Annotated in this window: 9 protein-coding genes and 1 tRNA gene; 4 read left to right on the forward strand and 6 right to left on the reverse strand. The window is 69.6% G+C overall.

Annotation, left to right across the window (positions count from 1 at the left end; translation table 11 throughout):
• Positions 1–219: 219 nt before the first annotated feature.
• Positions 220–293 (reverse strand) — tRNA-Pro (locus ACWIGU_RS01195).
• A gap of 151 nt (positions 294–444) precedes the next feature.
• Between ACWIGU_RS01195 and ACWIGU_RS01200 the strand changes: the two genes are divergently transcribed.
• Positions 445–1,158: a transketolase gene (locus tag ACWIGU_RS01200; protein ID WP_454396161.1), complete on the forward strand. Its 714-nt coding sequence runs from the start codon at positions 445–447 to the stop codon at positions 1,156–1,158.
• A gap of 62 nt (positions 1,159–1,220) precedes the next feature.
• Positions 1,221–2,135, forward strand: a complete 915-nt coding sequence (locus ACWIGU_RS01205; protein WP_454396163.1) for a transketolase — start codon at positions 1,221–1,223, stop codon at positions 2,133–2,135.
• On the opposite strand, the gene ACWIGU_RS01210 is transcribed toward ACWIGU_RS01205, so the two are convergent.
• Positions 2,101–3,528: an MFS transporter gene (locus ACWIGU_RS01210; RefSeq protein WP_454396164.1), complete on the reverse strand. Its 1,428-nt coding sequence runs from the start codon at positions 3,526–3,528 to the stop codon at positions 2,101–2,103. The genes ACWIGU_RS01205 and ACWIGU_RS01210 overlap by 35 nt on opposite strands.
• Positions 3,529–3,629: 101 nt before the next feature.
• Positions 3,630–3,992 carry an MmcQ/YjbR family DNA-binding protein gene (locus tag ACWIGU_RS01215; RefSeq protein WP_454396166.1) on the reverse strand — a complete coding sequence of 121 codons (363 nt, stop codon included), beginning with the start codon at positions 3,990–3,992 and terminating at the stop codon, positions 3,630–3,632.
• 551 nt (positions 3,993–4,543) lie between these two features.
• On the opposite strand from ACWIGU_RS01215, the gene ACWIGU_RS01220 reads away from it, so the two are divergent.
• Together ACWIGU_RS01220 and ACWIGU_RS01225 are read left to right on the forward strand one after the other, a co-directional pair.
• The gene (locus ACWIGU_RS01220; protein ID WP_454396168.1) at positions 4,544–8,095 is read left to right on the forward strand and encodes a ThuA domain-containing protein; all 3,552 of its coding nucleotides are present in this window, start codon (positions 4,544–4,546) and stop codon (positions 8,093–8,095) included.
• Positions 8,096–8,110: 15 nt separating this feature from the next.
• Positions 8,111–8,956 carry a sugar phosphate isomerase/epimerase family protein gene (locus ACWIGU_RS01225; RefSeq protein WP_454396170.1) on the forward strand — a complete coding sequence of 282 codons (846 nt, stop codon included), beginning with the start codon at positions 8,111–8,113 and terminating at the stop codon, positions 8,954–8,956.
• Positions 8,957–9,030: 74 nt separating this feature from the next.
• Here ACWIGU_RS01225 and ACWIGU_RS01230 read toward each other — a convergent pair whose 3' ends face one another.
• The 3 genes from ACWIGU_RS01230 to ACWIGU_RS01240 form a co-directional block, all read right to left on the reverse strand.
• A complete protein-coding gene (locus tag ACWIGU_RS01230; RefSeq protein ID WP_454396172.1) occupies positions 9,031–9,852 on the reverse strand; it encodes an ABC transporter ATP-binding protein in 822 nt (273 codons plus the stop codon).
• A gap of 37 nt (positions 9,853–9,889) precedes the next feature.
• Positions 9,890–10,918 (reverse strand): ABC transporter substrate-binding protein, encoded by a 1,029-nt coding sequence (locus ACWIGU_RS01235; protein ID WP_454396174.1) that lies wholly within the window; start codon positions 10,916–10,918, stop codon positions 9,890–9,892.
• A 61-nt stretch (positions 10,919–10,979) separates the two neighbouring features.
• The gene (locus ACWIGU_RS01240) at positions 10,980–11,843 is read right to left on the reverse strand and encodes an ABC transporter permease (RefSeq protein ID WP_454396176.1); all 864 of its coding nucleotides are present in this window, start codon (positions 11,841–11,843) and stop codon (positions 10,980–10,982) included.
• Between the last annotated feature and the right edge of the window lie 167 nt (positions 11,844–12,010).

The following is a 12,010-nucleotide window of genomic DNA, read 5'->3' on the forward strand; positions in this document are numbered from 1 at the left end:
GATGACTTTTCGAGCCCCACAGTCTCAAAACGGACACGAATGTGAACACATGGGCAAGAAATCGAATATGTGGACAGCGGCCCGAGTGGGAGCAATCCGTTAAGGGGACTGGGAGCGAGCGCGCTCCCTCCCATCGCTCCCAGGGAGCGGGCCCGGAAACAGAAAAAGGGCCGTTATGAAAACGGCCCTTCACCTGCGACGTTCGATACGTTCGAACTGTCGGGACGACAGGATTTGAACCTGCGACCCCTTGACCCCCAGTCAAGTGCGCTACCAAGCTGCGCCACGTCCCGGTGCTCGTCTGACCTGGGCTTTCCCCCTGGCCGAACGCGCACGGAAACCATACCGCACTCGGAGCGGTGGTCGCGCACTCCTTTCTTCCGCGGCCACTGCGCGACAGGTCGCTCTTGACCTCAAGTTGACTTGAGGTTGCATGCTCCTGTCATGACAACGACAGCGGCACGTACAACGGCGGGCTCCTACGGCTACACAGACCTTCCGGCCCTCATGGGGCGCATGACCGGCGACGAGAAGCACGGCCCCGCGGCGACCTCCACCCTCGATGTCCTCTGGGTGCTCTACGACCGGGTGCTGCGGGTGACACCCGAGGGCATGCGGGATCCGGAACGTGACCGGTTCCTGCTGTCGAAGGGCCACGGCCCCATGGCGTACTACGCGGTGCTCGCGGCGAAGGGCTTCGTGCCTCAGGAGTGGCTGCCCGGCTTCGGGTCATACGACTCCCCGCTCGGGCACCACCCGGACCGGGTACTCGTCCCTGGCGTGGAGATCGCGAGCGGGTCCCTGGGGCACGGGCTGCCGATCGCCGTCGGGACCGCGCTCGGGCTCCGCGCGCAGGGCCTTACGGGACCGGCCGTCTGGACGCTGATCGGGGACGCCGAGCTGGACGAGGGCAGCAATCACGAGGCCATCGCCTTCGCCGGGCCGGCCGCCCTCGACCGGCTGCACACCGTCGTCGTCGACAATTCTTCGGCCAGCCACGCCCGGCCCGGTGGTATCGCCGCCCGTTTCGAGGCGGCCGGCTGGTCCGCCGCGACCGTCGACGGGCGCGATCACGAGGAACTGTACGAGGCCTTCACCGCGCCGCACCCGGGAAGGCCTCGCGTGGTCGTCGCCCGCGTGGAGCCCAAGAGCGCCTGAGCCGCGCGCCACCCCCTCTCTCTCCTGTTCTCTTTTCTCTTCCCCGGAAGGACACCCGCGCCATGGACACCATGCGTGATCGATTCGCCCCTGTCGTCTCCCGGCTGCTCGACGAGGACCCCCGGGTCGCCGTCGTCCTCGCGGAGATCGGCCGGGACCGCTTCGTGGAGGCGGAGCGCAGGCACCCGGACCGGGTGATCAACGTGGGCATCAGGGAGCAGCTGCTCATCGGAACGGGTGCGGGGCTCGCGCTGACCGGACTGCGGCCCGTCATGCACACCTTCGCGAGCTTCCTGGTGGAGCGCCCCTTCGAGCAGGTGAAGCTCGACCTCGGGCATCAGGACGTGGGCGGGGTCCTGGTGAGCGCCGCCGCCTCCTTCGACTGGCCGTCCGGCGGCTTCACCCACATGGCGCCGGGCGACGTGGCGCTGCTCGACACCCTCGACGGCTGGACCGTGAATGTGCCGGGCCACCCGGACGAGGCCGAGACTCTGCTGCGGCACGCGGTCGGCGCCGGTGACGACCGGGTGTACGTCCGCCTCTCGGTGCAGTCGAACAGGGAGGCACTCGCCGTCGACGGGGAGCGATTCCTGACCGTCCGCGAAGGCCGGGGCGGTGTCGTGGTCGCGGTCGGGCCGATGCTCGACGCGGTCCTCGCCGCGACGGAGGGCCTCGACCTGACCGTGCTCTACGCGACGACAGTGCGGCCCTTCGACGCCGGGGCGCTGCGGCGTGCCGCGGGCGCGGCCGACGTCGCCGATGTGGTGATCGTCGAGCCGTATCTGGCGGGTACGTCGACGGCGGCCGCCAACGACGCGCTCGCCGACCTGCCGCACCGGGTGCTGGGGCTCGGTGTGGGCCGCCGTGAGCTGCGCCGGTACGGACAGATCGAGGAGCATGTGGCCGCGCACGGCCTCGACCCCGCGTCGCTGCGGGAGCGGATCAGCGGCTTCCTCGGCGGGCGGGCTCGCGGCTAGCGGGCGCCTTGCGCGGGCTTCCGCCGGGCACGGTGCTGTCGACCCGTATCAGGCCTCTGATCGCGGGGACGGAGAGCAGGGCCGCCGCCACGAGGACGGTCGTCACGCCACCGGCGAGCAGTACGGGGCGGGTGCCGAAGACTCCGGCGGCGGGTCCCGCGAGGGCCTGGCCGACCGGTGTCATCGCGAGGGAGCCCGCGACGTCGTAGGCGTGGATGCGGTTGAGGACGTCGCGCGGGACCTGGGTCTGGATGCTGGTCGCCCACATGACGCCCCAGAACGACATCCCCGCGCCCGCGACGACCGCGCCCGCCGCCATCCACTCCACGCCGAGCCCGGCGCCCACCGTCGCCGGGAACAGGCTGAACCCGAACAGGGCGACGGCCCCGGCGCGCAGCATCCGGCGGGGGCGCAGCCGCAGGGCGAACACGCCGCCGATGACGGTGCCGAGGCCGAGCGCCGAGTTGACCAGGCCATAGACGCGCGGGCCGTGATCCTGGACGACCTGGGTGGCGATGAGCGGGACGGCCGGGCCCCAGGCGGCGATCATCAGCACGCACCAGATGGCTATGACGCCCCAGAGCCAGGTGCGCGATCTGAACTCCCGCCAGCCCTCGACGAGATCGGCCCGGAACCCGCTGCCGCGAATCGCCTCGGTGCCGGGCCGGGCCGCGGGCAGCCGGAGCAGCAGCAGGCACAGTGCACTGAGCCCGTACGTGCCCGCGTGGGCCGCGAAGACGACGCCCGGCGAGGCGAACGCGACGAGCAGGCCGGCGACGGCCGGGCCGGCGAGCTGCGCCACGGACTCGGCAACGCGTATCGCGCCGTTCGCCGCCTGTACGTCGGCGGCGAGGCGCGGGACGGTGCTGGCGACGCCGGGCTGGAAGAGGGCGGACGCCGCGCCGTTCACCGCGCCGATCACACAGATCTCCCAGAGCACCACATGCCCGGAGAAGAACATGACCGCGGCGAGGGACTGGGCGACGAGGCGCGTGACGTCGGCGCCGATCATCAGCAGTCGCGTGCTGAACCGGTCCGCGAAGACACCGCCGAAGATGACGAGCCCCGCGAAGCACGCCACGGAGGCGGCCATCGCGAGGCCGACGGCGCCCGCGCCGTACCCGTGCTGGAGCAAGCCTGCGGCGAGCGCGACCGGGAGCATGGTGTCCCCCAGCTTGGCCACGGCACGCGCCGAGAAGAACAGTCCGAAGTCCCGCGACCAGATCCCGCCGCGCGGCCGCCTTGATTCACCGCGACCAGGAATCGACCCCCCGGCCGAATCCCCCCGCCGCCTCGGCTGACCAGGACCAGGATTCCACCCCCCAGTCGATTCCCCGGCCGGCTCCCGCTCCTCCCCCGACTCCCGTGGCCCTTCCTTCGACAACCCGCCCATGCCTGCCCGCACCCTCCCCGGGGGCGCGGCTGCCCCAGCGGCCCCGCGTCCCCCACCCCTGCCGGATCATGCCACGCAGCACTGACATCGTCCCGGAAATATCAGTCCGTCGGCTCCGGAGGGCCCAACTCCGGGTGGGCTTCCAGGAGTCGGCCGGGGGCCGCCTGGCGCCAGGAGTCGGTGAGGATGTCGCGCAGCTCGTCGCTGTCGTCGAGCGCGGCGAGCCTCACCCGCACCCACGCGAAGCCTGCCTCGTGGTCCGCGATCCAGAATTTCTTGGGCTCCGCGAGGACAAGTTCGTCGCGCTCCATCTTGGGGCAGCGCACAGCGATGGAGGTCTCCTCCTCGGGCATCGTGGCGAACATCTTCCCCGCGACCCGGAAGGTCGGCATGCTCCAGGCGATCTTCTCCGTCACCTCAGGCAGGGCGAGTGCGATGGAACGTACGTCGTCGGCGTCTTGCATGGAAGAAACCGTAGCCAAGGCCACTGACAGCCGCCGGTCGGAGCGCATACGCGGGGCAGTCGGCCCACTGGTTGGGGCGTGACGGGCGCCGGGCCCCGTCTCTGCGAACAACGCACATCCAACCCACCGATTCAGGCGCCACCGGCACCGGGCCCCGGCGAACGATGACCGGCCGACCACCCGCTCAAGCCCCCGGCACCGGGCCCCCGTCCCCGCGAACGAGCCCCCACCCGCTTCACCGGCTCGACGGCGGCAGCCACCCGCTCCACCGTTTCAACGGCGACCGTGACCCGGGCTCCCGCGAGGTTAACCGCCCCCGGTCCCCGGCGATCACTGCGCCCCGTCCGCATCCCCAGGCCGTTCCGAATCCCCCGCCTCGTTCCGAATCCCCGGCCCGTTCCGACCCATTGACCCCTCTCCGCCCGGAACCTACGCTGAACGACGCCATCGGGAAAGCGCTTTCTAAGCTTCGGCTTCCAGGCGCTCCGGCATTCCCGCAGCACTCACCGCACGCCCGAGTCGGCCCACCGGCCAACAGCCCAGGGAGCGCCATGAGTTCTACGAGTTCCGCCACACCCGCACCGTCCGGGAGACACGGTCCTCCCGCGCCCAGCACCTCCGCCGCCCGAATCCCGCACGGTCCGCGGCGCCCGCGCAGGTGCTCGCCCTGGACCGTGCTCCTCGCGCTGATCGCCCTCGTCGTCGGCCTCGGTCTGGCGGCCCCGCCGCGCGCCGAGGCCGCCGCCTCGTATCGCGTACTCGTCTTCTCCAAGGTCACGAACTACGCGCACGACTCGATCCCGGCGGGCATCGACGCGATCAAGAAGCTCGGCAGTGAGAACGGCTTCGACGTCGAGGCGACCGACGACGCCGCCGCGTTCACCGACGAGAACCTCGCCCGCTTCAAGGCGATCGTCTTCAACAACACCAACTCGACGCCGGAGAAGGGCGACCTGCTCGACGCCGCCCAGCGCGCGGCCCTCCAGAAGTACGTCCGCGGGGGCGGCGGCTGGGTCGGGCTGCACGCCGCGTCCGCCAGCGAGCGGGACTGGGGCTGGTACGAGGGGCTCGTCGGGGCCATCTTCGACCAGCATCCCGCCGTACAGACGGGCCGGATCAAGGTCCTCGACCACGCGCACCCGTCCACGAAGGGGCTTCCGGAGCTCTGGGAGCGCACGGAGGAGTGGTACAACTGGCGCACCAATCCCACCGGGAAGGTGCACACGCTCGCGCAGATCAAGGTGCGTGACGGGGTCACCGGCCTCGACGAGGGCGTCGACCACCCGTGGTCGTGGTGCCAGAACTACGACGGCGGCCGCTCCTGGTTCACCGCGGGCGGACACGACAAGTCGGCTTTCCAGGAAGCCGGTTTCCTCCAGCACGTCCTCGGCGGCATCCAGTGGGCAGCCGGTGACAAGCCGGGTGACTGCTCGGCGACCAGGACCGGCAGCTTCCAGCGGACCCCGCTCGCGACGGCCGATCTCGCCGACCCCTTCGAGCTGGCCGTCGCCCCGGACCGGCGCGTGTTCTTCATCCAGCGGACCGGCAAGCTGAAGATCATCGACCAGGAGTCGCTGAAGGTCACCACGGCGCTGGACCTCGCCTACACGCCCGAGATGACGAGTCAGTCGGACGGTCTGCTGGGGCTCGCGCTCGATCCGAAGTTCCGGGACAACCACTGGCTCTATCTGCTGAACTCCGACAAGACCGAGAAACGGATCAATCTCTCGCGGTTCACGGAGTCGGGCGGCAAGGTCGACCCCGCGTCGGAGAAGCGCCTGCTCACCCTGCCGACCTGGCGGGGCGAGGGGCGCGCCAACTCCCATATGGCGGGCTCCATCGCCTTCGACAACAAGGGTGACCTCTACATCGCGACGGGCGACAACACCGACCCCTTCGCCTCGGACGGGTTCAACCCGATCGACGAGCGCGAGGGCCGACGCGCCTGGGACGCGCAGGGCACCGCGGGCAACACGAACGACCTGCGCGGCAAGGTGCTGCGGATCACTCCGAAGGCCGACGGTACGTACGGCGTCCCCGAGGGGAACCTGTTCGCGCCCGGCACCGACAAGACGCGCCCGGAGATCTACGCGATGGGCCTGCGCAACCCGTTCCGGATCACGACCGATCCGGTCAGCGGCGCGCTGCTGGTGGGTGACTACGGTCCCGACGCGCGCAACGCGGTGGCCGGCCGCGGTCCCGAAGGCACTGTCGAGTTCAACCGCATCACCAAGGCGGGGAACTACGGCTGGCCGTACTGCATCGGCGACAACACCCCGTTCAACGACTACGACTTCGAGTCGAAGAAGTCCGGGGCGAAGTTCGACTGCGGTCACCTCGTGAACGACTCTCCGAACAACACCGGCCTGCGTGACCTGCCGCCCGCGCACGCGGCGTCGGTCTGGTACGCGTACTCCGCGTCGGAGCAGTTCCCGGAGCTCGGTACCGGCGGCGGTGGCCCGATGAGCGGTCCCGTGTACGCATACGACCCGGCCAATCCGAACAAGACCAAGTTCCCTGAGTACTTCGACGGGAAGTGGTTCAACTTCGAGCTCACGCGGCAGTGGTTCAAGACCTTCTCGATCCAGGAGAAGGACCAGACGTTCACGGATCCGCGGTTCGCGCCTGCCAAGGCCGGCGATCTGCAGTCCATCAACTCCGTGTTCGGCGACATGAAGTGGAACCAGCCCTTCGACGCGGACTTCGGTCCCGACGGGGCGCTGTACGTCATCGACTTCGGGCTGGGCAGCGGTACGGGCCGGGGCGGCAGCAACGAGGGCTCCGGCATCTACCGGATCGACTATGTCGCCGACAGCCGGCTACCGGACGCACGGGTCGCGGCGGCGCCGGACAGCGGCTCGGCTCCGCTCGCCGTCACGTTCTCCAGCGAGGGCTCGGGCCTGCCGGACGGCAAACCGGTCACGTACGCCTGGGACTTCGACGGGGACGGCACCACCGACTCGACCGACGCGAACCCGAAGCACACGTACACGAAGAACGGCGTGTTCACGGCGCGGCTGACGGTGACCGGCCCGACGGGGCTCACCGGACTCGCCGTTCAGGACATCACCGTGGGGAACACGCGGCCAGAGGTGACGATCCAACAGCCGCCGGACGGCGGGACGTTCAGCTTCGGCGACACGATCCCGTTCAAGATCAAGGTGACGGACCGGGAGGACGGGCGTGCGATCGACTGTTCGCGCGTCGTCGTCCAGTCGCAGCTCGGCCACGACTCCCACCTGCATCCGCTGGACAACTACACGGGGTGCGCCGGGGAGATCGTGACGGACGCGGGGGACAGCCACGGTCCCGGCCAGAATCTCTACTACGGCATCAGCGCCCAGTACGAGGACAAGGGCGGGTCGGGCGGTGTGCCCGCGCTGACGGGGTCGGCGTCCCTCTCGCTGCGTACGTCGTTCCGTGAGGCCGAGCACTACACGAAGACGGGCGGCGCGCACGACGGCGTCGTGGTCGCGAGCCGCGCGGACGCGTCGGGCGGCAAGCGGCTCACCGAGATCGAGAACGGGGACTGGATCTCCTTCGACCCCGTGCATCTGAAGGGCGTCGACTCGGTGACCTTGGGCGCCGCGTCGGGCGGCATCGGCGGCGACGTCGAGTTCCGCGCGGGCTCCCCGACAGGCGAGCTGCTCGGCAAGGTGTCCGTACCGAACACGGGAGGCTGGGGCAACGTGGTCTCCCCCACCACCCAACTCGCCGATTACGACGGCACGTTCCCGCTGTACGCCGTCTTCACCAACCCGCAGTGGAGCGCCGACAAGCCCGACCTGTTCGCCGTCGACTGGCTGCACTTCAACGGGCCCGGGGTGGAGAAGCACGCCGGTGCCAAGGTGACGGTGACCGCGACACCGCAGAGCGGAGCCCCGCCGCTCACCGTCGCGCTCAAGGGCACGGTGAAGCTCCCGGAGGGCCGTACCGCGGCCTCGTACCACTGGGACTTCGGGGACAACGTCAAGCCGGACGGTACGGAGGGTGCCGACGCCCAGCACGCGTACGCGCGCGCGGGTGCGTACACGGCGCATCTGACCGTCACCGACGACAAGGGCGACACGACCACCGGCTCGGTCCGGATCACGGTGAAGTGAGAGGTGAGGAGTGGCATGAGAAGCAGTAGAAGGGCCTTTCTCGGTACGACGTTGGGGCTCGCGGCGGCGGTCGGTACGGCGCTGCCCGCGTCGGCCGGGCAGCGGCGGCGCATCCCGCGCGGCGGCATCGGCATGCACCTCTACACGATGCGTGACGTCCTCGCGAAGGACTTCGCCGGCACCGTGGAACAGCTCGCGGAGATCGGGTACGCGACAGTCGGTGTGAGCGGGCGGCACGGGTACGGGGCGGCGGACATCCGGCGGATGCTCGACACCGCCGGCCTGCGCGCGGTCCTGGAGCATGTCGCGTATACGACGCTGACCGGCAGCGGCCTGCCGCGGGCGCTGGAGGATCTGCACACCCTGGGCGCCAAGTGGCCGGTGGTGCCCAGTCTGCCCGGTTCGATGCACAGCCCGGCCGGATACCGGGAAGCGGCAAGGGAGTTCAACCGGATCGGGGCCGCGTCACGCGAGGCGGGTCTCGGCCCGGTCCTGTTCCACAACCACGACGGCGACCACGACGTGGTGGGCGGGGAGAACCTGTACGACATCCTCGTCCGAGAGACCGATCCGCATCTGGTCGCCTTCGAGCTGGACGTGTACTGGGCGACGAAGGGCGGCGCCCATCCCGCCGCGTACTTCGTGCGGTACCCACACCGCTTCCCCGCCCTGCACGTGAAGGACATGGCGCCCGACGGGAGCTTCGCCGACGTGGGGTCGGGGACGCTGGACTTCGCCGCCATGTTCCAGGACGCGGACACGGGTGGTGTCCGGCAGTGGCTGGTGGAGCACGACATCCCGAAGGACCCGTTCGCGACGGCCCGTAACAGCTACGAGTATCTGGCGGCGCTGCGGTACTGACGCGGTACGTGGGTGGGACCCCGTACCCCGAGCGTCGTCTCGGGGTACGGGGTCCCTGTCATGGGCGCGGGCGGTCAGTCGTGCGCCGAGACCGCCCCCAGGAGCTCGCGGATCCGGCCCGTCGCCGTGCGGAACTCGGGGGTCGCGAGCGTCCGTGCGTAGTCCCGCTCGGCCGGCAGGCCGACGTCGATGATCTCGGTGACGGTGCCGGGGCGCGGGCTCATGACGACGACGCGGTCCGCGAGGTAGACGGCCTCCGGGATGGAGTGGGTCACCAGGAGCACGGTCGTACGCGTCTGGCGCCAGATGCGGTTCATCTCGACGTTCATCTGCTCGCGCGTGAGCGCGTCGAGCGCGCCGAACGGCTCGTCCATGAGGAGGACGGGCGGCTCGTGCAGCAGGGCCCGGCACAGGGCGACCCGCTGCTGCATCCCGCCCGACAGCTCGTGCGGATACGCGTCCTCGAAGCCGGTGAGCCCCGTCATCCGGATCAGTTCGTCGGCACGCGCGCGTGCCAGTTCGGTGGGCATGCCGCGCATCTCCGCCTGGAGGAGGATGTTGCGGCGCGCCGAGCGCCACTCCAGGAGGGCCGCGCGCTGGAACACGTACCCGATGTCCTTGCGCGGGCCGCGCACCAGCTCGTCGTGCAGACGGACTTCGCCCGACGACGGTGTGAGGAGGCCCGCGACGAGCTTGAGGAGTGTGGACTTGCCGCAGCCGGACGGTCCGACGATGGCGACGAACTCGCCGGCCGCGACGTCGAGCGAGACGCCGGTGAGGGCGGTGACGTCCTTCTTCTTCGTACGGAAGCGGACGTCGACGTCCGCGGCGCGCACGGCGGCCCCGACGTGTCCGCTCACTCCGTCGGCCTTCTTCAGTGTGGCGTCCTTCGGCATGGTGCAGCTCTCCTTGTGGGCTGTACGGGACGGGTGTTCAGCCCTTGATCCCGTTGGCCGAATCCCAGTAGTCCGCCACCGGCTTCGGGCTCTTGACCATGCCCGCCTGGGCGAAGACGTCGATGGTCTGCTGCCAGTCGGCCTCGGTGTTGGCGCCGGGTGCCTTGCCCTGCGTCGCGTCCGTGTGCAGGAGGGTCAGGGTCGTCTTGAACTGCTCGGACAGCACGGTCTCCGGCGGGAGTTGCTCGGATGCGCCCTTCATCGATGCGACGGCGGGCTCGGGGCTCTTCTCCGCGGCGGCCCAGGACTCGCTGACGGCCTCGACCATGCGCTTGGCCAGGTCACCCTTGCCCTGAAGGGTCTTGGGGCCGGCGATGAGCCCGTTCGAGTAGAAGTTCAGGCCGTGCTCGGAGAAGCGGAGGTACGAGACGTCCTTCTTGGCCTTGTCCTGCATGGTGGGGCCCTGGTCGCTCGCGTAGCCGAGGAGGGCGTCGGTCTTGCCCGAGATGACGGCGGCGATCTTGCCGGCGGGGTCGGTGTTCTGGACCTTGACGTCCGACTCGGCCAGGCCGTTCTTCTTGAGGAAGATGGGGAACGTCTTGGAGAGCGCGTCGCCCGCCGTCCCCGCGATGGTCTTGCCCTTGAGGTCCGCCGGGGACTTGATGTTCTGGCTCGCGAAGGACTGTACGGAGGCGGGCGTCGTCTGGAGGAACACGCCGAGGCTCTTCACGTTGACACCCTGGTCGACGCCCGCGAGCACGGCGGGGGTGTCGGCCCAGCCGAAGTCGGTCTGGCCCGCGCCGGTGGCCTGCACGGTCTTCTGCGAGCCCTGGCCCGCGCGGATCTCCAGGTCGATGCCGTGCTTCTCGAAGATCTTCTGCTTCTTGCCGTAGTAGAAGGGCGCGTGCTCGCCGTACGGGTACCAGTTGAGCGTCAGCGTGACCTTGTCGAGCTTCTTGCCGGAGTCGTTGGTCGACGTGGCGTCGGAGTCGCCGCCGCAGGCCGTCACCGTGAGGGCGACGAGTGTCAGGGGGACGAGTCCGGTCAGGAGTCTGCGCGCGTGCATGGAGCGGCCCTTCTCGCGACGGTCGGTGAGTGGTCCGGGGAGGTTCCCGGGGTGCCGGTGTTCAGTACGCCGTGGTCGCCGCGACGTCGCGGCGGCTCGCGTGCCACGGCAGGAGCAGCTTCTCGGCGATCTCGACGAGGACGAACAGCACGACACCGATCAAGGACATGACGAGCAGTCCCGCGAAGAGCATCGGGGTGTCGAGGTTGCCGTTGGCCTGGAGGATGACGTAGCCCAACCCCTCGTTGGCGCCCACGAATTCACCGACGACGGCGCCGGTGACGGCGAGCGTGACGGCCACCTTGAGGCCGGAGAACAGGTGCGGCAGGGAGGCCGGGAAGCGGATCTTGCGGAAGGTCTGCCAGGGGCTCGCGCCCATCGTCGCGGAGAGCTGGAGCATCTCCGGGTCGACGGCCTTGAGTCCGGTCACCATCGAGATGACGACCGGGAAGAACGCGATGAGTACGGCGATGAGGATCTTCGGCGCGATGCCGAAGCCGAGCCAGACCACGAACAGCGGCGCGATCGCGATCTTCGGGACGACCTGGGCGAAGAGCAGGATCGGATAGAGCGTCTTCTCGACGGTCGACGAGTAGACCATGATCACGGCGGAGAAGATGCCGACGCCCACGGCTATGACGAAGCCGAGCAGCGTCTCGTACGTGGTCACCCAGGTGTGCTGCCAGAGGTAGTCCGGCTTGTCGAGGATGACGTCGAGGGTCCGGCCGGGCGACGGCACCAGATACGGCTCGACCAGCTCCGCCGCGGCGATCACCCACCAGGCGACGAAGCAGACGACGAGCAGCGCGACCGGGCGCCAGCTCCGCTCGGCCACGTCCGCGGCACGCCGGCCGAGACCGGGCGCCTGCCGGTCGGCAACTCCCGCTGTTTCGGCGGGAGTTGCAGGCAGTGTGCTCTGACTCACGATGAACTCCTACGGAATCGGGAGGCAGTTGAGGGGAGCCGGGACAACGAGGTAACAGAACAACAGGTGGGACGGTAACGAAGAGGAGAAATCGCTTTCAGAAAGCGCTTTCTGGTACGATGTCAGCCACGCTAATGACTCGTGGAGCACAGGGTCAATAGGCCGTT

Source organism: Streptomyces sp. NPDC055400 (genome assembly GCF_053644375.1).